This is a genomic window from Burkholderia sp. AU6039 (assembly GCF_002223365.1).
In the GTDB taxonomy this organism is placed as follows: Bacteria; Pseudomonadota; Gammaproteobacteria; order Burkholderiales; family Burkholderiaceae; genus Burkholderia.
Genome location: NZ_NKFK01000005.1, coordinates 2,377,285 through 2,401,859, shown reverse-complemented (window position 1 = coordinate 2,401,859; position 24,575 = coordinate 2,377,285). Strand labels below are relative to the sequence as shown.

At 67.5% G+C, this 24,575-nt stretch carries 23 protein-coding genes; 13 read left to right on the top strand and 10 right to left on the bottom strand.

Translation table 11 applies throughout. The features are described from left to right. Positions 1 to 277 precede the first annotated feature (277 nt). On the top strand, positions 278 to 1,681 hold the full coding sequence (locus CFB39_RS28505; RefSeq protein ID WP_089475341.1) for an HdeD family acid-resistance protein: 1,404 nt from the start codon (positions 278 to 280) through the stop codon (positions 1,679 to 1,681). A 97-nt stretch (positions 1,682 to 1,778) separates the two neighbouring features. After that, a complete protein-coding gene (locus tag CFB39_RS28500; protein ID WP_089475340.1) occupies positions 1,779 to 2,357 on the top strand; it encodes a hypothetical protein in 579 nt (192 codons plus the stop codon). A gap of 68 nt (positions 2,358 to 2,425) precedes the next feature. On the opposite strand, the gene CFB39_RS28495 is transcribed toward CFB39_RS28500, so the two are convergent. Next, on the bottom strand, positions 2,426 to 2,815 hold the full coding sequence (locus CFB39_RS28495) for an OsmC family protein (protein ID WP_089475339.1): 390 nt from the start codon (positions 2,813 to 2,815) through the stop codon (positions 2,426 to 2,428). Positions 2,816 to 3,097: 282 nt separating this feature from the next. Here CFB39_RS28495 and CFB39_RS28490 point away from each other — a divergent pair, with 282 nt between their 5' ends. After that, positions 3,098 to 3,829 carry a ribonuclease T2 gene (locus CFB39_RS28490; protein ID WP_089475338.1) on the top strand — a complete coding sequence of 244 codons (732 nt, stop codon included), beginning with the start codon at positions 3,098 to 3,100 and terminating at the stop codon, positions 3,827 to 3,829. A 47-nt stretch (positions 3,830 to 3,876) separates the two neighbouring features. On the opposite strand, the gene CFB39_RS28485 is transcribed toward CFB39_RS28490, so the two are convergent. Further along, a complete protein-coding gene (locus tag CFB39_RS28485; protein WP_089475337.1) occupies positions 3,877 to 5,337 on the bottom strand; it encodes a fatty acid desaturase family protein in 1,461 nt (486 codons plus the stop codon). A gap of 61 nt (positions 5,338 to 5,398) precedes the next feature. On the opposite strand from CFB39_RS28485, the gene CFB39_RS28480 reads away from it, so the two are divergent. Together CFB39_RS28480 and CFB39_RS28475 are read left to right on the top strand one after the other, a co-directional pair. After that, a complete protein-coding gene (locus CFB39_RS28480; protein ID WP_089475336.1) occupies positions 5,399 to 6,109 on the top strand; it encodes a hypothetical protein in 711 nt (236 codons plus the stop codon). Between the two features lie 9 nt (positions 6,110 to 6,118). After that, positions 6,119 to 7,234: a hypothetical protein gene (locus tag CFB39_RS28475; RefSeq protein WP_089475335.1), complete on the top strand. Its 1,116-nt coding sequence runs from the start codon at positions 6,119 to 6,121 to the stop codon at positions 7,232 to 7,234. Here the strand turns inward: CFB39_RS28475 and CFB39_RS28470 are convergent. Together CFB39_RS28470 and CFB39_RS28465 are read right to left on the bottom strand one after the other, a co-directional pair. Continuing rightward, positions 7,222 to 8,121, bottom strand: a complete 900-nt coding sequence (locus CFB39_RS28470; RefSeq protein WP_089475334.1) for a hypothetical protein — start codon at positions 8,119 to 8,121, stop codon at positions 7,222 to 7,224. The genes CFB39_RS28475 and CFB39_RS28470 overlap by 13 nt on opposite strands. After that, complete coding sequence (locus CFB39_RS28465; protein WP_089475333.1) at positions 8,118 to 9,005, bottom strand: metal-dependent hydrolase; 888 nt, start codon at positions 9,003 to 9,005, stop codon at positions 8,118 to 8,120. The genes CFB39_RS28470 and CFB39_RS28465 overlap by 4 nt, the downstream gene beginning before the upstream one ends. Before the next feature lie 95 nt (positions 9,006 to 9,100). Here CFB39_RS28465 and CFB39_RS28460 point away from each other — a divergent pair, with 95 nt between their 5' ends. Genes CFB39_RS28460 through CFB39_RS28450 form a run of 3 tightly spaced genes read left to right on the top strand, consistent with a single transcriptional unit; the run spans position 9,101 to position 12,778 of the window. Beyond that, positions 9,101 to 10,039, top strand: a complete 939-nt coding sequence (locus tag CFB39_RS28460) for a fatty acid desaturase (protein ID WP_089475332.1) — start codon at positions 9,101 to 9,103, stop codon at positions 10,037 to 10,039. Then, positions 10,039 to 11,637, top strand: a complete 1,599-nt coding sequence (locus CFB39_RS28455; RefSeq protein ID WP_089475331.1) for a GH3 auxin-responsive promoter family protein — start codon at positions 10,039 to 10,041, stop codon at positions 11,635 to 11,637. Before CFB39_RS28460 ends, CFB39_RS28455 begins: the two co-directional genes overlap by 1 nt. Continuing rightward, positions 11,630 to 12,778: an aromatic ring-hydroxylating dioxygenase subunit alpha gene (locus CFB39_RS28450; RefSeq protein ID WP_089475330.1), complete on the top strand. Its 1,149-nt coding sequence runs from the start codon at positions 11,630 to 11,632 to the stop codon at positions 12,776 to 12,778. The genes CFB39_RS28455 and CFB39_RS28450 overlap by 8 nt, the downstream gene beginning before the upstream one ends. A gap of 21 nt (positions 12,779 to 12,799) precedes the next feature. Here the strand turns inward: CFB39_RS28450 and CFB39_RS28445 are convergent, their stop codons facing one another. The 3 genes from CFB39_RS28445 to CFB39_RS28440 form a co-directional block, all read right to left on the bottom strand. Then, positions 12,800 to 13,753, bottom strand: a complete 954-nt coding sequence (locus CFB39_RS28445) for a fatty acid desaturase family protein (RefSeq protein WP_089475329.1) — start codon at positions 13,751 to 13,753, stop codon at positions 12,800 to 12,802. Positions 13,754 to 13,843: 90 nt separating this feature from the next. After that, positions 13,844 to 14,002: a hypothetical protein gene (locus CFB39_RS41280; RefSeq protein ID WP_373452750.1), complete on the bottom strand. Its 159-nt coding sequence runs from the start codon at positions 14,000 to 14,002 to the stop codon at positions 13,844 to 13,846. 3 nt (positions 14,003 to 14,005) lie between these two features. Next, positions 14,006 to 14,641: an isochorismatase family cysteine hydrolase gene (locus CFB39_RS28440; RefSeq protein WP_089475328.1), complete on the bottom strand. Its 636-nt coding sequence runs from the start codon at positions 14,639 to 14,641 to the stop codon at positions 14,006 to 14,008. 380 nt (positions 14,642 to 15,021) lie between these two features. Here CFB39_RS28440 and CFB39_RS28435 point away from each other — a divergent pair, with 380 nt between their 5' ends. Then, positions 15,022 to 16,035 (top strand): hypothetical protein, encoded by a 1,014-nt coding sequence (locus CFB39_RS28435; RefSeq protein ID WP_089475327.1) that lies wholly within the window; start codon positions 15,022 to 15,024, stop codon positions 16,033 to 16,035. Between the two features lie 286 nt (positions 16,036 to 16,321). Here the strand turns inward: CFB39_RS28435 and CFB39_RS28430 are convergent, their stop codons facing one another. Both CFB39_RS28430 and CFB39_RS28425 read right to left on the bottom strand, forming a co-directional pair. Then, the gene (locus CFB39_RS28430) at positions 16,322 to 16,696 is read right to left on the bottom strand and encodes a cytochrome c (RefSeq protein ID WP_089475326.1); all 375 of its coding nucleotides are present in this window, start codon (positions 16,694 to 16,696) and stop codon (positions 16,322 to 16,324) included. Between the two features lie 135 nt (positions 16,697 to 16,831). After that, complete coding sequence (locus CFB39_RS28425) at positions 16,832 to 17,746, bottom strand: glutaminase (RefSeq protein WP_089475325.1); 915 nt, start codon at positions 17,744 to 17,746, stop codon at positions 16,832 to 16,834. 221 nt (positions 17,747 to 17,967) lie between these two features. On the opposite strand from CFB39_RS28425, the gene CFB39_RS28420 reads away from it, so the two are divergent. The 3 genes from CFB39_RS28420 (at position 17,968) to CFB39_RS28410 (ending at position 20,812) form a co-directional block, all read left to right on the top strand. After that, a complete protein-coding gene (locus tag CFB39_RS28420; RefSeq protein ID WP_039366515.1) occupies positions 17,968 to 18,678 on the top strand; it encodes a response regulator in 711 nt (236 codons plus the stop codon). 64 nt (positions 18,679 to 18,742) lie between these two features. Beyond that, positions 18,743 to 19,873, top strand: a complete 1,131-nt coding sequence (locus CFB39_RS28415; RefSeq protein ID WP_046548399.1) for an ATP-binding protein — start codon at positions 18,743 to 18,745, stop codon at positions 19,871 to 19,873. 315 nt (positions 19,874 to 20,188) lie between these two features. Then, positions 20,189 to 20,812 carry an FMN-dependent NADH-azoreductase gene (locus CFB39_RS28410; RefSeq protein WP_089475324.1) on the top strand — a complete coding sequence of 208 codons (624 nt, stop codon included), beginning with the start codon at positions 20,189 to 20,191 and terminating at the stop codon, positions 20,810 to 20,812. Between the two features lie 57 nt (positions 20,813 to 20,869). Here the strand turns inward: CFB39_RS28410 and CFB39_RS28405 are convergent, their stop codons facing one another. Continuing rightward, positions 20,870 to 23,263, bottom strand: coding sequence for a patatin-like phospholipase family protein (locus CFB39_RS28405; RefSeq protein WP_089475323.1), 2,394 nt, complete (start codon positions 23,261 to 23,263; stop codon positions 20,870 to 20,872). A gap of 269 nt (positions 23,264 to 23,532) precedes the next feature. On the opposite strand from CFB39_RS28405, the gene CFB39_RS28400 reads away from it, so the two are divergent. Continuing rightward, positions 23,533 to 24,573: a rod shape-determining protein gene (locus CFB39_RS28400; RefSeq protein WP_089475322.1), complete on the top strand. Its 1,041-nt coding sequence runs from the start codon at positions 23,533 to 23,535 to the stop codon at positions 24,571 to 24,573. Positions 24,574 to 24,575: the final 2 nt, after the last annotated feature.

Sequence of the window (24,575 nt, the reverse complement as noted above, 5' to 3'; positions counted from 1 at the left end):
TATCTGCCGCGCGTTGTCGAACGGGAAATCTGCCGTGGCAGCGGTCGATGGCCTCTGTCCGTGCCGTGCCGACAACGTTGTCGCCGCCGCTTTCAACCGTCTCCTGCATATCTTATTATTCGGCCAGTGTGGAGGGATACCGGCCACCCACGGTCATGTCGAGGCATGACGCGCCGGTACGAATTACCGCCTTTCGGCCGCACTCTGCACGAGGCACGGTCGAAACGACAGGAAACGCGTGACCCGCGCGTATCCCAAAAAATGACGAGAGAGCGCGATGGTACGACTGGTCTTGCTGCTGCTGGGCATCGAATACTTGCGCACCCGCTGGCGCGGGCTGACCGTGCTCGGCTGGGTGTGGGTCGTCGCGGGCGTCGTGATCTTCGTCGATGCGCTCGACGGCGCGCTGCATTTCCCGATCCAGATCTTTGCGTGGCTGTTCCTGATCGAGGGGCTCGCGACGCTTGCCGTGGCCGGCAGCGGCGTCGGCGGGCAGCGCATCCTGCGCTATGTGAAGGGGATCGCGGTGGTGGTCGCCGCCGGGCTCGTGTTCGCGGGGCATCACCATGGCCATTTCCTGCTGTCGATGATCTTCGGCACGCTGTTCCTCGTCGACGGGCTGCTGCAGTGCACTGCAGCGTGGATGGTGCGGTATCGCCGCTGGAACGTGGCATTCGCCTGGGGCGTCGTCGAGATCCTGCTGGCCATCTTCTTCTATCAGCCGTACCCGACGCACTACGTGGGCACCGTGCCGTACTGCCTCGGGCTGCTGCTGATGTTCGGCGGGATGCACATGCTGAGCCTCGCCGCGCGCGTGCGGCGGCTGACGCGCAATCCGGCGTTCGCGACGTCGCCGGCGCCGGCGCTCGCGCCGGATCTCGACGATGCGCGCGACCGGCCGCATTTCGCGCAATCCGAATGGGACGGCCCGCCGGCCGACGGCGAGCATGCGCTCACCGTGCACGTGTGGACGCCGACCGGCACGTCGAAGGCCGAGGCGCAGCGCTATCCGGTGATCGACCGCTATATCGCGGCGGTGGACGTCAATGGCGTGATCTCGACCGGGCACGCGGCGCTGGAGTCGCCCGAGGGCATCTATATCAGCCTGTATCCGGGCGTCGAAATCGATCGTTCTCCGGACGAATTCACGCGCATCCTGCGTGCGACACGCGAAAACGACGTGCCGGGCCTGTTCCAGCCCGACTACGCGACCGAGTCGAAGGCGTGGTGCCCGTCGACCGTGCGCGTGCGGATCCGCAACTATGATCCGTCGAAGCTGGATGCCTTCTGGACGTCGTACCGGCAGAACCTGACGTACAACCTCACGCATCGCAATTGCTCGAGCACGGTGTCGAACGCGCTCGAAGCCGCACTCGACGGCGCGGTGTGGCGGCTGAAGGGCGCGCGGGCCGGGTGGGGCGCGTTCGTGCGGCTGCTGCTCACGCCCGAGCTGTGGGTCGCCGCGCAGATCCGCAAGCGCGCGGTGACGATGGCGTGGACGCCCGGGCTCACGCTCGACTATGCGCGCGCGCTCAGCATGCTCGCCGACCCGCGGCCGTTCGCGTGGTGGAAGGTCGCGCGCTCGGCCGTGAAGGCGATCATGGCGTCGCGCCGCACGTGGCGCGAGCAGGACCACGCGGCGCTGTCGCCCGGCGGATCGGAGGCTGCGTCGATGAAGTGATCGCGTGCCGCCGGACGCGGGCCCGGCGTCACTGCGGTCGCTACCGCGCGGCCGCGCGAGGTTGCCCGCCACGAGACCCCCCCCTACGCAAACAACAATGAACAAGACGAGAGCTTTCCGCATCCTGATTCCGGCCGCGCTGGCGCTGACGAGCGCCGGCTTCGCGCAGGCGAGCGCGGACGAGGTGCCGCGCATGAGCAACGACGTGTACCGCATGTCGGTGTCGTTCTGCTCGAACGTCGCGGCCGCCGAGAAGATCGAGTGCCAGGGCGACATGATCGCCGCGGGCAGCCGGATCGTCGCGGCGATCGGCGGCCTGCCGCCGGCGTCCGCCACGTCGATCGACGAAGGCGCGCGCAACAAGCTGCCGGCGGCGGAGCGCAAGGGGCTCGCGCCGGTCGAGCCGGGCGCGATCGACAAGGACGACGACCTTGCCGGTCTCGCCGGCATGGTGCGTCTGTGCGACGTCTACGAATCCGGGCCGGCGTCGCGCGCGCGGCATCATGCGGCGCTGAAGCAGCAGGCGCCGGACGCCGCACCGCGCGTCGAGGCGTTGCTGACCGATGCGTCGACGGCGGCGCGCCAGCGCGTCAGCATCGGCGTGTGGCAGATCCTCGCGCTCGAAGGCCCCGAATCGATCACTCGCGCGTGCACGCAGCTGGGCGCCGGGTCGTGACGGGCGGCGTGCCGTGCGCGTGTGCGAGCCGGCGTCGATAGTGCCGTGTACGCGACGATGCCGGACGATCAGTCGCTCGCGATTGCGGCCGGCCTGACCCGCACCGGCTTGCCCAGCGTGCGGGCGACCGGCGAAGCCTGCGTCGCGTCGCGCACAAGGGCTTGCTGCGCGCGCGACAGCGGTGCCGCGAAGCGCAGCGCGATGTCGAAGCCGGTTTCGTGATCGAGGCGATCGATGGCCACGTCCACCGTGCAGGCCGGCAGCGTCATGCCCGTGCGTTCCGCGGCCATATCGATCGACATGCAGACGCAAGCGGCGAGGGCGCTTTCGAGCAACTCGTGCGGCCGCATGCCAGCGTCGCCGCCTTTGCCTGCCTTGTGCGTATCCGCGCGCACGACGCTGCGCCCGTTCCCGATTTCGACGCAGTATCGCTTGCCCAGCCGGGTCGCAGTCACCATGGCGATGATCCGTTACGGGATGAAAGTAGCGACAGCGTACGCGGGCGTTGTTTGCCGGGGAAGGCAAGCGCCGGTACCGGTACCGTTCGTAACAGGCTTGGCGGCACGCGGCGATCCTGGCGACGGTGGTCGTTTCAGCGCATGGCGTGCATCTGCGCCGCACCGCGAATTATTTCGTCCACCTTCACATTCGTGCCACGTTGCGTCGGCAACAATCGCGGACAGACATTCGACAACCTTGCGGCGCATCCCGCGACCGCAAGCCTTTTCCGAGGAAACGCCATGCTCAAGACGCTCGCCCGCGCCGCTGCCGCACTCGCCGTCGCTTCCGCTTCACTGCACGCCACCGCGCAGACCAGCTACGACTACCTGTTGCTCGCCGCGTCGTGGGAGCCCGGCTTCTGCGCGTCGCACGACACGCCCGAATGCACGAACCTCGCCGGCACGTACGCGGCGACGAGCCTGTCTCTGCATGGCCTGTGGCCGAACAACTACGACGGCAACCAGCCGTTCTACTGCGGCGTGCCGCAGAACGACATCGACCTCGACAACGCGCACCAGTGGTGCAGCATGGACGCGTACCCGATCAGCAGCGCGACCCGCAACACGCTGTCGACGTACATGCCGGGCGTCGCGTCGTGCCTCGACAAGCACGAGTGGTTCAAGCACGGCACCTGCTCGAACTCGGCATCGCCCGACGCGTACTGGAACCAGGCGTCCGGCATGATCAGCCGGCTCGGCAACACGTCGTTCAACGCGTTCCTGCAGGCGAACGCGGGCAAGACAGTCACGCGCAGCCAGCTGCTGTCGGCGTTCGAAGGCGCGTTCGGCAGCAACACGCGCAGCGCGGTGTCGCTGAAGTGCACGAAGACGAACGGCGTCAGCTACTTCACCGAAGCATGGATCGCGGTGAAGACCAATGCGGCCGCGCAGTTCCCGAGCGCCGCCTCGCTCGTGACGGACGGCAATACGCAGGGCACGTGCCCGACGTCGGGCGTGTATATCGCGAAGTAACGGGGAAGGAGGGCGACGGCGTGCGACATCGCGCACGCCGTCGCCGGTCACGGCTTCGGCGGGATGCCCGACCACAGCAGCCGGGCCAGTTCCGGTGCGTCGAGTTGCGGCTCGTGTTCGTCGATCGCGTCGGGCAGTGCATGCCACGGCACCGCCGGATTCCGGTGATGCTGCAGATGAAGGTTGATGTGATACGGCCACACGAACACGCGGCCGATCCAGCCCGTGCGCCATGAATACGTCCAGTCGGCCCAGCCGGGCGTCGCGTGCGGGCCACCGCTGTGCTCGGCCATGCTGCGGATCTTCTGCAGCAGGACCGACAGCGTGAGCAGCGTCACGAACCACAGCGCGGCGACCAGCAGGATCGTCTGCACGGTACAGGCCCATACGAGCAGCGCGACGATGACTCCCCATACCGCCGCGGCTGCCAGGAACGGCCGGCCGAGCCGCGTGTTCTGTCCGCCCGCGCGCCGGAATGCCGCCATGTTGCGCACCATGTTCAGCACGAGCAGGTCGCCGAGGAACTGCCGCGCAAGCGGCCATGCGTCGAGCGGCCGGAACTGCCACGGCTGGTCGTGATAGAGGAACTGCCGCTCTGGGTCCTGCGCGGTGCCGAGATGCCGGTGATGCGCGAGATGCAGCGGCCGGTAGAACTCGATGGGCACGAGCCCCGGCACGCCGATCGCGACGTTGATCAGGAAGTCGTTGAAACCGCGGCGGCGCGTGAGGTGATAGTGGGTCGCGTCGTGATACAGGATGAACAGCGCATGCTGCCGCGTCGCGACGACGAGTACGGCAAGCGCATACAGGTACCACGTGCCGAGCGCGGTGGCCACCCGGATCGCCACGACGATGCACGCCCATTCGAGCAGCGCGGCCGCCATCGTGCGCAGGTCGACTTTGGCGCGCAGCAGCGCGAGCGTGAGCGCGCCGGCCGCGATACCGGTCGCGCCGCCCCACGCGACGTCGGCGGCACGATGCTGGCCGGTGGTCAGGACCGTCACCATCAGCAGCGCGCTCCATGCGGCGAACAGCACGGCTGACCGTTGCCGCAGCGCGAGCAGCACGATGGCGATCGCGACCGGCAGCGCGACGTGCCCGCTCGGCGACGCGGCAAGCGGCGTGTCGATCCGCTGCAGCCACGCGATCCAGCCGTCATGAGCGGGCGGCCATGCGACGGCGGTCGGATGCAGCAGATGGCACACGAGGCAAATGCCGGCCGCGAGCGTGCTGGCGAAGAGCGCCGGCAGCAGCCATGCACGGCCACGCCCGAGCCACACGAGCGCGGGCATCACGAACAGGTAGCTGAGGTAAAGCGGCACGGTGCCGGGCAGCAGCGGAACCGCGCGATCGAGTGTGCTCGCCGGAATGATCGTGACCGGCCCGAGCGGCAGGTGCGTGACGAAGGAGTAGAACGCGCCCGTCACGACGAGATAGGCGACGAGCAGCCGCCATGGCCGGGCGATCGGCGCGTCGTTCGCATCCTGGCGGGAAACGGCGTTGGGCATGGCGGGAGCAGGCGGGTAACGGGCTATCATAGCAAGCTGTTCAGTCTTGCAGGAGTACCCGATGGAGTTGCGTGCCACCGCCGTCGAACGTGCGGCCCTGGGCCCGGACGACATCGACCGGATGTTCTCGTTGTATGCGGCGTCCTATTGCGACACGGTTCGTGCGCAGTTCGACCGCGACCTCGGCGACAAGACGCACTGCATCGTGCTGCGCGACGGCGGCGGCGCGATCCAGGGCTTCTCGACGCTCAAGCAGTACGAGACACGCTGGCGCGACGCGTCGATCCGCGTGATCTTTTCCGGCGACACGATCATCGATCCCGCGCACTGGGGCACGCAGCATCTCGCGTTCGCGTGGATCCGCCACGCGGGCAACGTGTGGCGGCAGGCACCCGCCGTGCCGCTGTACTGGTTCCTGATCTGCAAGGGGCATCGCACCTATCGCTACCTGCGCGCGTTCGCGCGCGACTACGCGCCGCGTGCCGATCACCTGACCGCTCCGGCCACGCAGGACCTGATGGATTACCTGGCCGCGAGCCGCTACGGGCACGCGTACGACTCCGCCACCGGCCTGCTGTCGTTCGACACGCCGCAGGGCCGGCTTGCGCCCGTGCTCGCGGAGGTGCCGGCCGCGCACCGGCGGCTGGCCGACGTCGACTACTTCCTCGCACGCAATCCCGGCTACGCACAGGGCGACGAACTCGTGTGCCTGTGCGAACTGTCGGCGTCGAACCTGCGGCCGCTTGCGCGCCGGCTGTTCGACGGGGTGTGAGCCACGCGCATGCGGATCCGTCTCGCGCAATCGGCCGACAACGCGCGCATTCTCGATTTCCAGTCCCGTCATGCGATGCAGGGCAGCCTGCCGCTGCGCTTCGATCGTGCGCCTGACTACTTCGCGCTGCATCGCTGCCACGCTCCGCATCATGAGGTCTGGCTCGCGGAAGATGAGCGTGCGTCGTTGAAGGGGCTTGCGAGCCTCGTCGTGCGCGACGGCTATCTCGGCGAGCGCGCGCAGCCGGTCGCCTATCTCGGCGACCTGCGGCTGATGCACGACCGGCGGCTGTCGCGCGAGTGGACCGACTCGGTGCGCGCGCGCTTCGCGACGCTGCGCGCCGACGCCGGCGTGCAGCATGCGTATTGCTGCATGATCCGCGACAACCGGCTCGCGGTGCAGTCGCTGGTCCGCTCGCGGCGCGAGAACCGGCTGCGTTTCACGCACTGGCACGGCTACGAGAACGTGTCGATCTACGCGCAGCGCGGGCTGTCGTCGGTGCCGCGTTGTGTGCCGGGCGTGCGGATCGTCGATGCGCAGCCGCATCATGCGGACGCACTGCGCGCGTTTCTCGATGCCGAATCGCGCCGCCAGCCGTTCGGCGGCGTGTTCTCCGCGGACGAATTCGCGCGACGGCTCGACACGTGGCCATCGTTCGGCATCGACGCGTTCCTGCTGGCGCTCGACGCGCACGACAACCTGGTCGGCTGCGTCGCGCCGTGGGATGCGGGCGAGATCAAACGGATCGTGCTCGAACGGCTGCCGTTGCCTCTGCGGGCGGTCCGTGTCGCATTCAATGCGGTCGCACCCGCATTGCGCCGCCCGCGTATCGCGGCGCCCGGTGAGCCGTTGCGAGACGTCTATCTGACGCACCTGCAGGTGCGCGACCGCGATCCGTCCGTGTTCGCGGCGCTGCTCGATGCCGCGTGGCTGCGCGTGCGCAATAGCCATGCGCTGATGCAGTTGTGCCTGTACGACGGCGATCCGCTCGGGGCGGCGCTCGTGCGATACCACGCGGCGCGTACGCCGATGGATCTCTATACGCTGTCGACCGGCGAGCCGGCCGCGCCGGTCGATGGCCTGCTGGCCGGCCGCGTGCCGGGCTTCGAGATCTACCTGGTCTGAGCGCGCGTGACGTGCAGCAGGTCGGCGAACGCGAGCCAGAAGCGGCCGGCGTCGAAGCCGAGCCCGCCAAGCACGGGCTGGCCGTGGTCGAGCCGCGGCAGGCAGACCTGCGGGATGCCGGGCATCACCTGGTGGTCGAGATAGAACTGTCCGTCGTGCGCGCAGCCGGGACGATGCCCGTTCAGCCGCCCGTGATGCGAATCGAAGCGCGTGGACGCCTCGACGGACCAGCTCACGCCGTGCACGAGATGCAGGTCGGGCGGCAGCGCGGCAAGCATTGCGCCGACGCGCGGATCGCGCCGGCTGCTGATGTCGCGCGTGCCGGCGTCGGCCCAGCGCGTGCGCAGCATGCGGCGTGCGATGCGGTCGGGCCACGGTGCGGCCACGTGCGACGGCATGCCGTGGCGGAAGATCGTATCGACGATCGCGGACGGCCCGCACGGCGGCTGCATCAGCGCGAGGCCGGCACAACGCGCCGCCAGCGCCGGGTCGACGACGAGCGCGGCGAGCGTGTCGATGCCGCCCTTGCTGTGCGCAAGCGCGACGAATTCGCCGCCGGCCGGCAGGTGCTTGCGCAGGTATGCACCGATATGCGCGCCCTGATCAAACACGCCGCGTGCGGAACGCACCGGCACCGTCAGCACGCGATAGCCGGCCGCGCCGAGCGTCTGCCGCGCGCCGCGATTGCAGCCGGGCAGCCATTCCGAATACAGCCCGGCGACGAGCACGACCGTCGTCGTCAGCGGCAGGCGGGCGGCGCGCCGTGTCCAGCCTTCGATGAACGTGTCGGTCCGGTCGAGGTTCGGCACGGCGCGCGTGAACGGCGTCGCCGGATAGTGGCGCCGCCAGTCGTCGAATCCGTCGGGCGTCCACGGCGCGCGTGTCATGCGTGCGACTCCGGTTCGGGTTCGGCAGTGGCCAGATACGGTTCGAGTGCGGCGCGTGCCGCGTGCAATGCCGCATCGCTGTCGAGGCGGTCGGGATGGAACCGCGGCGAGAACCAGAACAGCCACATCGGCATCACGCGCGTGAAGATGCCCGGCGCGACGAACAGCCAGCGCAGCAGTTGCAGCCAGCCGCGCAGGTTCCAGGTCTGCCCGTCGACGGCGACGAGGCGGTGCACGAAATAGATCAGGTCGATCACGAAGTAGACGGAGATTCCGAGCATGGCCGCGCAGCGCACGACATAGCGCCGCACCGCGTTCGGCATGGCCGCCGTGAACACGTCGAACGCGACGGTCTTGTGCTCGGTTTCCTCGATCGCATGCCAGCGCCACACGGCCGCCATCGTCGGATCGGTGCCGTCGAGGATCGCCGGGTCGCTCAGCAGGCGGTGCGCGAGGATCGTCGTGTAGTGCTCGAGGCACGCCGTCAGCGCGAGCCGCGTGACGGGCGCCACCTGTCGCGCGGCATTGCGCTGGCGTGTTTCGAGCAGCGCCTCGAGCGCGTCGACCGGCACGTGCTGCGACGCGAGGCGCGCGTTGTAGAGGCGGTGCACGCGGATATGCGACGCTTCCTGCCGCACGAACGCATCGACGTCGGCCGCGAGCGAAGCGTCGCCGCCCACCTGGTCGCGAAACGGCCGCACGCTTTCGATGAAGAAGCGCTCGCCGAGCGGGAACATCACGGAAAACGCGTCGAAGAAGCGCGTGACATGGCACGTGCCGCGATACCAGAAGCGCGGAATGCGTTCGTCGATCGCGAAGCGCACGTCGCGGGTCGGCATGCGCGACGCGGGGCTGTCGGTGCTCGGGTGGCGAAACGGCCGCATGCTAGTTCCGCCCCGCCAGGGACGGGCCGCGGGCCGTTACCGGCGGCTGACGCATCTGTTGTATCCTCCCGTGCAAACAACCGCCATTCCGAGCCATGAACCGACCGAGCGCGCAAGCCGCCGCCGCGCAGACCCGACGTTACGACCGGGCGAACCTGCTCGTGCTCGCGCTGCAGAGCGTGGTATGGGCCGGCACGCTCACGTGGCTCTCGCATACCGGCGTGGGCGCGATCAAATGGCTCGTGCTCGTGCCGTTCTGCCTCGTGATGCAGGGCGTGTTCTCGATGATGCACGAAACCTTCCACGGGTTCGGGCATCGCCGGCCGATCGCGAATTATATGATGATGTGGTGGGCGTCCACGATGTTCGGCGCGGCCGCGACGCTCATCCACGTGAACCATCTCGGCCATCACGTGCGCAACCGCACGCGTGCCGAGCGCGCGGATTTCGCGACGGCGGACGAATCGCTGCTGCGCAAGCGCATCGAATACTACGCGGCGATCCTCGGTGGCATCTGGCTCGGCAGTTTCGTCGGCAGCTTCGTGCTGGCGCTGGTGCCCGGCCGCACGATGCAGCGGCTCGCCGCACGCGGCGACGACAACACCTACGCGGCCGCCTTCAAGGAATTCACGACGGCCGACTTCCGCCGCATCCGCTACGAAACGCTCGCCGCGGTCGGCGCCGGGCTGCTGGCCGGCTGGCTGCTCGACTGGTCGGTGTCGGCGGTGCTGGTCGCGTATGTCGCGTTCGCGTTCTCGTGGTCGTCGCTGCAATGGGTGTACCACATGCGCACGCCGCTCGACGTCGTCGAAGGCACGTACAACATGCGCGCGCCGACACCCGTGCGCTGGCTGCTGCTGAACTTCAACTACAACCTCACGCACCATCGCCGCCCCGCGTTGCGCTGGCAGGACATGCACGCGGTGTCCGATCTGCGCGAGACACGGCCGCTGTGGTACGGCTGGCTCACGATCTTCGCGCCGCCGCGCCGGCTGCCCGACGATCTCGCGCAACTCGACAAGACCTATTTCTGATGGATATCTTGGCCCGCAGCCCGGCCGACGCATGGCGCACGTTCGCGTGCGCCGTGCAGCCGGACGTCGATCGCTGGCAAGCCGGCCTCGATGCACCGGGCGACACGCAGGCGCGGCGGCTGATGGCGCTGCTCGCCGCGAACCGCGATACCGCATTCGGACGCCGGTTCGGCTTCGACCGGATCGACAGCCCCGCGCAGTTCCGTGAGCGCGTGCCCGTGCATGCGGCCGCCGATTTCCTGCCGTGGCTCGATCGTGTGTCGCACGAAACGGAAACGGTGCTGACCGCCGAGCGCCCGGTGTTCCTCGAGCGCACCAGCGGCAGCACCGCGCGCCAGAAGTTGATTCCTTATACGCCCGCGTTCCTGCGCGAACTGCAGGCCGCGATGATCGTATGGCTGGCCGACATGTATCGCGCCTGTCCGGCGCTCGGCGAAGGGCGCGCGTACTGGTCGATGTCGCCGCCGCTGCAGGCGCCCGGTGTCGCGCCCAACGGGATTCCGGTCGGCTCGGCAAGCGATCTCGACTATCTCGGCGACAGCAGCGCGGCCGCGCTCGCGTCGACGCTGCTCGTGCCGCCGCTGACCGGTAACGCGTCGACGTGGCGACGCGAGACGCTGCGTGCGCTCGTCGCGGACGAAGCGCTCGCCTTCATCAGCGTATGGAGCCCGACGTTCCTGACGAGCGTGCTGCGCCCGCTGTTCGATCGCGACGATGTCGACAGCGCGCGCGATCTCGCATGGGTCGACGCATCGCTGCCGGCCGAGCGCCGCGCCGCGCTGCGCCGTGCGATCGAGGCGGGCGATTGCCATGCCTTGTGGCCGCGCCTGGCCGCCGTGAGCTGCTGGCTGGACGGCCCGAGCAAGCATTACGCCGACGCGTTGCGCGTGCGGTTTCCGCAGGCGCAATGGTTGCCGAAGGGGCTGTTCGCGACGGAAGGTGTCGCGAGCATTCCGTTCGGCACGGGCGGCGGTTGCCCGCTCGCGATCGGCAGCCACTACCTTGAATTCGTGCGCGACGACGGCAGCGTGTGCGACGTCGAAGGGCTGCGCCCCGGCGGCGACGCGCAGGTGCTGCTGACCACGGGTGGTGGGCTGTACCGATATGCGCTCGGCGATCGCGTGCGCGTGGTCGGCATGACCGCCCGCACGCCGCGCATTGCGTTCGTCGGGCGCGCGGCGGCGAGCGTCGATCTCGTAGGCGAGAAGCTCGACGAACAGCTTGCGGCCGACGCGCTGAACCGCGCGCGTGGGCAACACCGCGAAGTCGGCGCATGTATCGTGCCGTGCGTGGCGAACGAAGAGCTGCAGCACTACGTGCTGTGCGTTGCCGGCGACATCGGCACCGATGCAGCCGACGCAATGTGCGCAGCCGTCGAAGCCGAACTGGTGCAGGCGTTTCACTACGCGCACGCCCGCCGCCTCGGCCAGCTCGGCCCGCTGCGCGTGCGCGTACTGGGCCGGTCGCCGGCGCGGCTCGGCGACCTGCAGCAGCAGGCGTTCGAACGGGCCGGCATCCGTGCGGGCGACGTGAAGCCATGCGCACTCGTGACGCGGTTGCCGGTGGCCGGCGCGCTGCTGGCGATGACGAATGACTGACGCGATGAACGACATGATCGAGCCACGCGGATGCGGGCACGACTGCCCGTCGCGCGATGCGGCGGGGGCGCACGAGCATGCGCCGCCGGCCGATGGCCTGCACGAGCAATGGTTCGTCGCGTGCACCGAACGCGAACTCCCGCGCGACAAGCCGCTCGGCGTGCGGATCCTCGATACCGGCATCGTGCTGTTCCGGCAGCGCGACGGCCGGATCACCGCGCTGATCGACCAGTGTGTGCATCGCGGCACGCGGCTGTCGGCCGGCAAGGTCGATCGCGACACGCTCGTGTGCCCGTATCACGGCTGGCGCTACGACGGCGAAGGGCAGGTCGTCCATGTGCCGAGCATCGACGGCACGCAGCCGACGGGCATGCCCGGCCGCTATCCGTTCCGACAGCGCACGCTGCCCGTGCAACTGCTCGACGGGCTCGTGTGGGTGTATCTCGGCACGGGCGATCCGTCGGCGCGCGCGATCTTCCGGATGCCGTTCCGCGATGTCACGCCGTGGCAGTCGTACTTCATGGTGAACACGTTCGACGGCGACATCGCGATGCTCGCGCAGAATTTCATGGACGTGCCGCATACGGTGTTCGTACACGACGGGATCTTTCGCAGCAGCCGCGGCCAGGCGATGGAAGCGACGGTCGCGACGACACGGGACAGCGTGGCCGTCACCTATCACGACGGCGATGACAAGATCGGCTTCTGTCTCGACTGGCTCACGAACCCCGATCGCGTGCCGCTCGCGCACGTCGACCGCTTCATCGCGCCGAACGTGACGCGCTGCGACTACCTGTGGGGTGAACGCTCCGGGTTCCTGATCGTCAGCCAGATCACGCCGATCGATGCGCGCCGCTCGCGTGTCTATACGTACATCGCATATCGCTTCCGGCTGCCGCGCTGGATGCTGCGCGCGCTGCGGCCGCTGCTGAACCTGTACACGCACCTCGTGATCCAGCAGGACGTGCGGATCATGCGCGCGCACCGGCAGGGCCTCGACAACGCGCCGGGCTTCCGTCCGCACAACGTGCGCGCCGACATCGTGCACGTCGCGATCGACCGGCTGCTCGATGCGGTGAAACGCGGCGAGCCGCTGCCGGCCGCACAGTGCGGCGAGAAGGTGATGCGGTTCGAGCTGTAGGCGCCGCGCGGCGAAGGACGTCTAACGCGTGGAGCCGGCCTGGCCGGAGTCGGGCGGCGCGAACGCGGTGCCGTCCGTCAGGTAGCGGTGCACGGCCGGCAGATGCTCGAGCGCGAGCGCCGGATACGCGTGATGCACCTGGTGATAGCCGATGTTGCGCGGATACAGCACGAGCTTGCCGATCCAGCCGAATGTCATCGTACGTGTCATGTGCCAGATCGATTCCGGTGCGCGTTCTTCGATCTCGACGTGCTGATGTTCGAGCAGCACGCGGTTCGCATTCATGATGCCGCCGACGATCCACGGCAGTCCGTAGTACGTGAGGAACGGCAGATCCCAGTGCACGACGGCCGCGATCGCGAGCAGATAGACCGCGCAATGCGGCAGGTCGGCGCGCGCGCAGGCGATGACTTCAGGGTGACGGCGCAAATCCTGGCGCGAGCGGTCCTGCATGAAGCCGCGTGCATACCACGGCCGGAACGCCGGCCACGCGAGCGCGAGCGGCGCCATCAGCGCGCGCAGCGGCCACCAGACCGGCAGCAGCGCGCCGCGCAGCATCATCACGCGCTGCACCCAGCCGCCGCGCGCGGCGAGGCGGTGCAGGTACGGATCCTCGGCGGTACCGACCGCACGGTGGTGACGCAGGTGGTGATAGCGCATCGCGGCGATCGACGAACCGATCGTCCAGCCGGCGAGCGCTTCGACGAGCGCGAGCGGCAGCGTCATGCGCCGCATCGGGAGGTGGCAGGCATCGTGCAGGATCACGCCGAATGCCTGCAGCCGGCCCGCGATCAACAGCACGGCCACGACATAGACGAATGGATTTGGCACGAACCGGATCGCGGCCCAGCCCAGCAGGATGCCGAGCCAGTCGATGCACACATAGCGGACGAGCCGCCACGGCCGCGCGCCGGCTGCGAACAGCAGCGTGCGGTTCAGTTCGGCAGGCGTCGGCAGGGCGGATGGCGTAGGCATTCGATGAGGTCGGGCGCGCCGTCGATGGCGCGCATGCAGGCGTATCGGCGGCAATATACACCGGATTCTTCAGACGAAGAGCGGTAGCGTTCAACGCCTGGCGCAGGGTGTGCCGAACCATCGCATGGCCGCGTGCGCGGCTTCGTCGACGTTCGACGCATCGCCACTGGCTCTCTCGACGATACCGTCGGGCCGTGCGAGCACGGCGCGCAGTCGCGGCCGGTCTTTCGCATCGCCCGCGCGACCGATTGTTTACTCGAGCAGCCGCAACGCGTCCGCGAGCGACAGCACCGTCGTGCGCGATTCGAAGGCGGTGGCGAACAGATGCTCGTGAACCACCGGGTCCGGGTCGTAGCAGCAATCCTTGACCGTATACAAGCGGAAGTCCGCATCACTCGCGTGGGCGATCGACGACAGCATCACGCCCGTCGACGCGATGCCGACCATGATCAGCGAATCGACACCTTGCTCGACCAGCCGCGCCTGCAGATCGGTGCCGAAGAACACGCTGGCGCGGTGCGCGACGATCAGCGGCTCGTCGGGCTGCCGGCCGAGTTCCGGGCACGGGCCGTCGTTGATGAAGCGGCCGAGCTGCTTGATGCCCTGGCCGTTCTTGTTGCGCGGGCTGACTTCCGGATAACCGGGGCTGAACCGGAGGTTCGCGAACCAGACGCCGATGCCGCCGGCCCGCGCCGCATCGCAGAGCCGGCGCGTGTTGGCGAGCAATTCGGGCGCGACGGACGGAAAGAGGCCGAGGATGTCGGTCTGGTAATGCATGACGAGCAGCGCGGTGCCCGACGGCACGATGGCGGGAACCGGCGCGGACGGGCTGTCGCCGGGGTGCGTGCGGGTGGTCGTTGCGATATCCGGTGCGTGTTGCCGAGTCATGAACGAGAGTCTCCGATAGCCCGCGGGGAATGTCAGCGTCCCCGATTTGTACCGGAAAATCGGGTCGGCTGCCGATGCGATTTTCGTAGGTTTTATCGTGCCGCGAGCCGGCGACCGTCACGCCGGCGTCGCATGCCTGCCGGCCGGCAATGTACTGGCGGTCGCCTTCATCGTCTCCGACGATAGCCGATAGCTGAATCCGGAATTCAGCGATGACGACGGATCGGATCATGGCCGCCCGACCTTTGCCTATAAGGGGCAGCGGCCGAAGGTGTGCGGATTGCCCCTATTACCCCTATTACCCCTATTACCCGAGGCTGCCTATAATCGTCATCAACTTGCCCGAGAAATCGCGGTTACCAAGGTGAGGGGGTGTCCAAATGGGACAGTGCCGTCGCATCTATTCGCGCTTCGTCCTCGCAAGCTCGATCGCCGGTCTGGGATGTCTGGCAGGCGCAGGCCTCGCGTACGCAGAGGACAGTCCTTCGAGCGCGCCGACCGGGTTCAAGCCATCGGAAAGAACGATCAACGTCTATGCGGTGTATGGCGACGGACGCGCGACCAACGGCGGCGATATGCATTGGCGTGCGTACGAAGTCGGCTTCGGCGATGTCTTGAATGACTACCTCTCGGTCTACCTCGCGTATCTGAACGAGGGGCATCCGCTCGATCACCACCGTGACGGCTTCGCCGCCATAGGTTCGTTTCGTTGGCCGGTCGGCGATCGCCTGGCGCTCGAGTTGTCGGCGGGGCCGTATTTCAGCATGGATACGACACATGTCAACGACCAGCCGCGCAACGAAAAGCGATGGGGCGTGCGCGCCTCGGCAGCGGTGCGGTATTACCTCGTTCCCAACCGCTTCTTCCTCAAGGTGCAGTACAACCACGTGCAGATGATCGACGGATTCAACTCCGACGCGGTGCTCTTCGGCATCGGCTCGGATTTTGGCGGCGATCCTGGCCCGGCTTTTTCGGACGGCAAGACGCAGGTTGGCGTTTGGGCCGGGACATCGCAGACGAACCGTCCCCAAGTGCCCATCGAAAAAGGGTATATGGTCGAAGTCAAGCGGCCGCTCGGCAATGCGTGGGCCTATTCGGCGAGCTTCGTCTACGAAGGCAATAACGGCGTCGCCGGCCGAAGAGGTGTGGCGGCGCAATTCTGGTATGTCGCGCCGATCAAGAGCAAATGGACGCTTTCGGCAGGTGTGGGCCCGTATCTCTCGCATGATCGGGACGAGGTCGCGAGTAAAACGAGACTCAATGCCTTGCTCAGCGCGCAGGTGACCTATCAGGTAACGAACGATTGGGCGGCGAGCTTACGCTTCAATCGTGTCGCAACCGGCAACGACAAGGACCAGGACATGTTCATGGTCGGCGTGGCGCACAATTTCTAGCGACTCGGCTTGCACCGAATCGACATCGGCCTGCATGCGAGTGACCGTTTTACCTTCGGAAACGGCCCTTTGGAGGTCGGCGTTTTGTGCGGCCCAGTCGGGTCGATCGCAGCCGATGGCCGAATTCCCCATCAAGCGCACGCGCCGATATGACTCTGCCGCCGTTGCGCCAGGTGGCGCTCGCCTAACCCCGCCGCGTCAAAAAATCGACCTGCCCGAATAAGTCGTCAACCACTCCAAAGCCAAAGTGCCGGCACGTCGGCAATGCAAACCCGCGTCAACATATTTAATTCTTAAAAATCAATCCACTCATGTATTGATTCAAATCGCGGAAATCCTGGACTGTCCAGGAGTGGGGCGGGAGTTTTACGCCATTCTCTCGCAACGTTTTCGGAATCAGGTCCCCATTGGGGCGAAGGATGACCGACGAGACAATGACGCCCGGATAATCGTTGAGTCGTTTCTTGAAGGCGGGCGTCGTGAGGTCGGGCGTGGGCGGGTTGCTTTTCTTGGCCAATGGTCCCGTTCCCCTGGCATCTGCTCCATGGCACATCGCACATCTCGCCAGGAAAATCTTTTTCCCGTTATCACTATCCGCGAAGGCGGGTGATGTTTGCGCAAGCAATGACACGCCCAATGAAGCGACGAGGAATATTTTCATTTTTCGTGGTTTTGTTGTGTGGACGGCTGCATGTCTCTGTGCGGGCGATTGCTGCCGAATGGCGAGTTCTCCATTGAGCGCGCCGATATTCACCTGCCGCCATTGCGCCAGATGAGGCTCGCCCACCTTCGCCCCTCAAAAAATCGACCTGCCCGAATAAGTCGTCAACCACTCCAGCGCCAGCGTCCCTGCCAGCGAGTTCCCGTTCGCATCGAGCCCCGGCGCCCACACGCACACGGCCATCTCGCCCGGCAGCACCGCGACGATCCCGCCGCCGACGCCACTCTTCGCAGGCAACCCGACGCGATACACGAAATCCCCCGCCGCATCGTAGGTGCCACAAGTCAGCATCAGCGCCGACAGCCGCTTCGCGGAACTCGAATCGACGATCCGCTCACCGGTGACCGGCGCGACGCCGCCGTTCGCGAGAAACAGCGCCGCGCGCGCGAGCTCGACGCAGTTCATCGTGATCGCGCACTGGCGGCAATACGCGTCGATCACCGTGTCGGGCGGCATCTGCATGTTGCCGAAGCTCGCCATGAAGTGCGCCATCGCGCGGTTGCGCTCCGCGTGCTGCAGCTCGGATTGCGCGACGCGCGAATCGTAGTCGATGTCGTTCGCGCCGATCAGCCGCCGCACGAATTCGACGAGCGCCGTCTCGGCCTTCACGAAGCGGCGGCACAGCACGTCGGTGACGACCAGCGCACCGGCGTTGATGAACGGATTGCGCGGCTTGCCGCGCTCGCTCTCGAGCTGGACCAGCGAGTTGAACGCGGTGCCGGACGGTTCGCGGCCGACCCGTTCCCACAATTCGTCGCCCAGCAGCTGGAACGCAAGCGTGCACGCGAACAGCTTCGAGATGCTCTGGATCGAGAAGCGCTCGTACGCGTCGCCCACCGTGCAAACGTTTCCGTCGAGCGTCACGACGGCCATCCCGAACTTGTCGGCAGGCACTTTCGCGAGTTCGGGGATGTAGTCGGCAACCCGGCCCTGGCCAATCCAGGGGGCGAGTTCGGTGTGGATGCGTTCGAGGATCGTCTGGTAATTCATCAAGTCAGGCGGGTAGGTGAGTGGCCGGATTCAGGCGAGCCCGTATGGAACCGTCCCGGCGCCGATTCGTCAAGCTCGGACGATATCGAACCCTTATTTTCAAGACCTCTGAACAGGCAATCGGCCGGCGCAGTATCATGCGGTACGTTTCGGCCAATGGCCGGCGTCCGGCACGGGCCGGCGCCGCCGCCGCGGCTTCCCCGATGACCCGACCGCTGCCCATGTCTTTTCGCATCCTGCTCGTCGAAGACGACACCCGCCTGTCCACGCTGATCGCCGGCTACCTGCGCAAGAACGACTATGAAGTCGACACTGTGCTGCATGGTGACGCCGCGGTGCCGGCGATCCTGTCCATTCGTCCCGATCTCGTCATTCTCGACGTGAACCTGCCGGGCAAGGACGGCTTCGAAATCTGCCGCGAGGCACGCAAGCAGTACGACGGCGTGATCATCATGGTGACGGCGCGCGACGAGCCGTTCGACGAACTGCTCGGCCTCGAGTTCGGCGCGGACGACTACGTGCACAAGCCGGTCGAGCCGCGCATCCTGCTCGCGCGGATCAAGGCCCAGCTGCGCCGCGCGCCCGCGCGTGTGACCGAGAGCACCGCGCCGCAGCCCGAGCGCTACGCGTTCGGCAAGTTCTCGATCGACCGCACCGACCGCTCCGTGGTGCTGCCCGACGGCAGCACGCCCGACCTGACGTCGGCCGAATTCGATCTGTTGTGGGCGCTCGTCTGCCATGCGGGCGAAGTCGTCAGCCGCGACGACCTGATGCTGCAGTTGCGCGGCGTCGAATTCGACGGCCTCGACCGCACGATCGACGGGCGCATCTCGAAGCTGCGCCGCAAGCTGCGCGACGACGCGAGCAACCCGCAGCGGATCAAGACGATCCGCAGCAAGGGCTATCAATTCAGCAAGCACGCGTGGGAATGACGCGGCGGTCGCACGACGCCGTCACGTTCCGCGCGGGCATTCCACCCGCCGGCCGGGAGCCGAGATGATCCGACGAACCCGTTCGCACCCCGATGCACCGCCGCTGCCGACGCTGCGCTACGTCAAGTGGCGCTGGCTGCATTTCCGCCGCGCGTGGACCGACACGCGCGCCGACCGCATCCCGAGCTGGTCGCGCCTTTACGTGCGCACGTACCTGCATCTGCTTGGCCTCGTGCTGCTGACCGCGCTCGTGCCGGCGCTCGCGCTCTGCGTCGAATTGTCGCCGCAGGTCGTGTGGCATGCGTTCGACTCGCTGCCCGGCGACATCTGGATCGTGCTCGTCTTCGTGTTCGCCGCACCGGCGCTCGCGGCGTACCGGTGGATGCGGCCCGTGTGGTCGGATCTCGTGATGGTGCGCGAGCGCGCGATCGACTTCACGGGCGGGCGCTTCAACACGCGTGCGCGCGAATCGCACAGCGTGATCATCGGCCCGCTCGCGCGGACGCTGAATGCGCTCGCGATGCGCATGGAACGGCTGATCGCCGCGCAGCGCGACCTGACGAACGGGATATCGCACGAGCTGCGCACGCCGCTCGCGCGCGTGCGGTTCGCGCTCGAAATGCTGCGCGAACCGGGTTCCGCGGCCGAATACCAGGGCGCGCTCGAGAGCATCGCGCAGGACGTGACCGAGCTCGAGGAACTGATCGACATGAGCCTCACGTATGCGCGGCTCGAATACAGCTCGCTGCAGTCGAACCTCGAGATGACGGCCCCCGTCGCGTGGTTCGAGCATCAGGTCAGCGATGCGCAGCTGCTGTATCCGGAGCGCGCGATCGAGTCGCGCATCGCGATCGCGTCGGACCTGCGCGTGAAGATGGACCGGCGGCTGATGTCGTATGCGATGCGCAACCTGTTGCGCAACGCGAGCAAGTACGCGAAATCGCGGATCGTCGTCGGGATCTCGCTCGTGCACGGCAACATCGGGATCTTCGTCGAGGACGATGGCCCCGGCGTGCCGGAGAGCGAACGCGAGCGCATCTTCGACGCATTCGTGCGCCTCGACCGCCGCACCGGCGGCTATGGCCTCGGCCTGTCGATCACGCGACAGGTGCTCCATGCGCACAACGGCCGGATCGCGGTCGTCGATCCCGTCGAGCTTGGCGGCGCGCGCTTCGAGATCAGCTGGCCGGTCTAGCGATACACGTCGCGGGCGCCGAGCCCGACAGCAATAACAGCACGACACCACGACGGCACACAGCCGCGCGCGCCGGACGCGCGCGCGTCGCCGGCCGTTCCCGCCGTACCTTCCCCATCTCGATGCCTTCCCACACCGCAATCGCGTGGCGATTCGTTTGCCACGCGTACGCGCTTTGCATTACGATTGCAATTGCAACTATATCGGCGGGCCGATCCCTGGCACCTTAGGCGGGCGGCCCGCGACGCAGCAGTGAAGCCGGGGCCGCCGCGATGGCCGCCCCTTGTTCATGCATTCCTGTCCGGGTCACCCATCATGCGGCTGTTGAATATCGTGTCTTCTCCCCGCGGCGCCAGGTCGGCTTCGATCGCGGTCGCCACTGCCTTTGTCGATGCGTACCGGGAGACGGGCGCCACGATCGACGTCGATACGCTGAATGTCTGGGAGGAGGACTTGCCGGACTTCGACAGCGAGGCGATCGGCGCGAAGTACAAGGGCGTCGCCAACGCGCCGATGGATGACGCGGAGCAGTCGATCTGGCAGCGCATCCAGTCGCTCGTGACGCGCTTTCAGGAGGCCGACCGGATCGTCGTCGGCGTGCCGATGTGGAATTTCGGCTATCCGTACAAGCTCAAGCAGCTGATCGATCTCGTCAGCCAGCGGAACATGCTGTTTACGTTCGACGGCACGGCGTACGCGCCGTTGCTGGAGATTCCGCGCGCGCTGGTGATCCATGTTCGCGGGCAAAGCCGGGAACCCGGCGCGGGCGCCGACAATCCCGGTTTCCGGCATCAGGCCGACTACATCGAATTCTGGTTGAGGTTCATCGGCGTGAGCGAGGTCAGGAGCCTGACCGTCGAACACACGTGGGGGGCACGCGCAAGCGACAGTATCGAGCGGGCGCAAGCCCGCGCGGTCGCGATGGCGGCGGAGTTCTGACCCGGCCGGGCGGCGCGAGGCAGACGCGGAGGCCGCCGAAGCGGCATCCGCGCACGCTCAGTAGGTACGGCCGAGCTGCAGGTAGAAGTTGCGGCGGCCGCCGGGCGCCAGCGCGACGCCGATGTACACGGGCCCGAACGCGGTCGACAGGCTCGTGAAGAACGTATAGCTCTGCTTGAGCGCACCGCCGCCGATCTGCTGGCCGCTCGACCAGACGTTGCCGACTTCCGCGCTGGCGCCCACCGACAGCGCCTTGATCGGCGACGCGTTGAACGTCATCAGCTGGTTCATGTAGGTCACCTGCGCATACGCGAGCTCGTTGCCGTTCAGCTGGTCGGCCGCATACGCGGACAGATGCTGGAAGCCGCCGAGCGTGAAATTGAACGCGTTGATCAGGTTGGTGCCGCCGATGCTCTTGCCGCCTTCGATCGTCGCGCTGACGCTGTGCCGGCCGAACTGCTGCGCGACCATCGCCTTGCCGTAGATCTCGGTGTACGGCGCGCTGTTGATGCTGTCGTCGAAGTCCGACGCCGAGCCCCCGTTGCGCGACACCAGCGAGCGTTCGATACGCAGTTCGGTGAAATAGCCCTTGCGCGGGAACAGCGGATCGTCGAGCTGGTCGATGACGAGCCGCGCGCGCGCGGTCAGCGCCTGCGACGTGAAGCTCGGCCACAGCAGCGACCGGCCGCTGCCGTCGTCGAACGGCACGTTGTAGGTCGGCGAGCCGTGCCCGGTCACGTAACCGAGGCCGATCCGGAAATCGCCGAGGCGCCCGATCGGCAGGCCGAAATCGAGCCCGGCGCGGGCGGTCTGCATCAGGTACTGCGTGATCTTCACGTCGCCGGTGTCGTCGTACAGGTTCGCGTAGCGGCGCTGGTATTCCGCATACGGCGACAGATAGACACCGTAGGCCATCGACAGCGGCTGGCGGAACTCGATGCGCGCCGATTGCAGGTCGCTGCCGATCGTCGTGTCCGCGCGGAATTCGAGCCCGGATTCGGTGAGCCATGGCCGCCGGTAGCCGACGTGCAGGCGGAAGCCGCCCTCATCGGTCGAACTGCTCGACATGCCGAGCCCGAACAGCAGGAAATTCGGCCCCCAGTATTTCTCGCGGGCATCGATCTCGAGCACGTTTTCGTTGCCGTGGCTCACGATCTGCTGCGTGACGCTCTCGAAGTTGCCGCCGGTCGTGAGCCCGAGCAGATCCTGGCTGACGGTGTTCGGATCGTAGGTGTCGCCGGGTTTCACGTGCAGCGCGTTGCTGACGACCCGCTTCGGCACGCCGCCGGTGGTCTTGATGTCGATGCGCGTGATCCGGATCGGCGGCGGCAGCGGCTGCGCGTGCGCGGACTGGTAGGCCGCGTACTGTTCCGGCGTGAGCGCGAAGCGCTTCAGCTTCGGCAGCGCCGCGGTCGCGGCGGCGGCGCCTGCGGCGATCGCCTGCTTCGCGTTCTGGAAATCGGTGAACGCGAGCGCGCCGAGGTCCGGCGTGAGCAGCACGTCCTGCGCGTCGAGCTGCTTGCGCTGCGCGGTCACGTTCTGGCGGATCAGGATGCCGACCATCTGCTGCATCACGTCGGCCGGCGACGCGAGTGCGTCGAGCGGGCGCAGTTGCGAGCCGATGTCGACCGCGATCACGACGTTCGCGCCCATCTGCCGCGCGGTGTCGACGGGCAGGTTGCTGACGAGCCCGCCGTCCACGAGCGCGCGCCCGTTGATTTCGGCCGGCGCGAACAGGCCCGGCATCGCCATGCTCGCGCGGATCGCGAGCGGCAGCGAGCCGTGGTCGAGCACCACCATCTGGCCCGTCTGCAGGTCGGTCGCGACCGCACGGTACGGGATCGGCAGGCGGTCGAACGGCTGGTTGGTCGGCACGGCGGCCGTCCAGCTCGCGAGCAGCGCCTGCAGCCGGTTGCCCTGCACCAGGCCGACCGGCACTTTCACGCCTTTCTTGCCGAAGCCGAGCGTCAGCCCGTTGATGTACAGGCGCTCGTCCTCCCGGCTGGTTTGCGGCAGGTCCGCGCGCTCCGTCACGTCGAACGCGATGTCCGCGAGGTTGACCTCCGACAGCCGCTTCTGCATCTCGTCGGCAGCCATGCCGCTCGCGTACAGGCCGCCGACCACGGCGCCCATGCTGGTGCCCGCGATGCAGTCGATCGGGATGCGGTTGTCTTCCAGTACCTTCAGGACCCCGAGGTGCGCGTAGCCGCGCGCGCCGCCGCCGGACAGCACGAGGCCGATCGACGGGCGGCCGGCCGGGCCGCCGTCGGCTTCGCAGGTGTGCCCGGATGCGGCGGGCGTGGCAGCCGGCGCGCTGGCGGCAGTGACCGGGGCGGCGGCGGAGTCGGCGGCCGGCAGCGGTTGCGCGGCGACCGTGCAGCACCAGAAGGCGACGAGCGTCGTGCAAAGCGGGCGCACCCGCGCCCAGCGGAAGGAAACGGTCGCTGTCATGGAGGAAATACCTGGCGTGATCGGGCGTCTGAGGCCTGCCGGGAGCAGGCAAGACCGAGAGATTACCGTGTTTTACAGGCGCAATGCGAGAGGCTGTTGCGTAGCCGGAGGTGTCCTGGTCGGCACTTTTGACAATTGTTTCGCGAAAAAATCATCGGAATTGCCTAAAGTATCGGAACGATTTGCCGCTAAGTTCGTGATGGGGCGGCATGGACGCGCCGCGAAATGCAGCGCGGCTGCCCTGGTCCGTTCGATTACAAAGGTTTGATATGTCGACACCGCTGTTCGGAAAGTTGTTTGCGCAACCCGTTGCGATCGACCCTGGAACGGCGAGTACGCGGATTTATACGCACGAACGCGGCGTGGTGCTGAACCAGCCGTCGGTCGTCTGCTTCCGCAAGGCCGGTACTGGTGCGACCGACGCCCGGCCGACGCTCGAGGCCGTCGGCGAGCTCGCGAAGGCGCTGCTCGGCCGTGAACCGGGGCATCTCGAAGCCGTGCGGCCGATGCGGCACGGCGTGATCGCCGACGCGCACGCGGCCGAGCAGATGATCCGCAGCTTCATCGACATGTCGCGCACGCGTTCGCGCTTCGGCCGTCGCGTCGAAGTCACGTTGTGCGTGCCCTCCGACGCGACGGCCGTCGAGCGCCGCGCGCTCCGCGAGGCCGCGTTCGCCGCGGGTGTATCGGAGGTCGAACTGATCGAGGAATCGCTCGCGGCCGGGCTCGGCGCGGGCCTGCCGGTGACCGAGCCGGTCGGCTCGATGGTCGTCGATATCGGCGGCGGGACCACCGAAGTCGCGGTGATCGCGCTCGGCGGCATCGTCTACCGCGAGGCGATTCGCGTGGGCGGCAACCAGTTCGACGCGGCGATCGTCAACCATGTGCGCAACCTGTATGGCGTGCTGCTCGGCGAACAGACGGCCGAACACGTGAAGCAGACGATCGGCTCGGCCACCAGCGCGGTGCCGCGCCGGTCGACGCGCGCGGTCGGGCGGGGTGTCGGCGACGGGCTGCCGCGCTCGATCGAACTGTCCAACCACGACGTGGCGGACGCGCTGGCCGCGCCGCTCAAGCAGGTGATCGGTGCAGTGAAGTCGGTGCTGGAGAACGCGCCGGCCGAGCTCGTGACCGACATCGCGAATCGCGGCGTGGTGCTGACGGGCGGCGGCGCGCTGCTCGCGGATTTCGAACGCCTGCTGTACGACGAGACGGGGCTCGTCGCCCGGATCGCCGACGAGCCGGCCACCTGCGCGGTGCGCGGCGCGGGCGAGGCGATGGGGCGGCTCACGATGTGCCAGGTCGACTGATC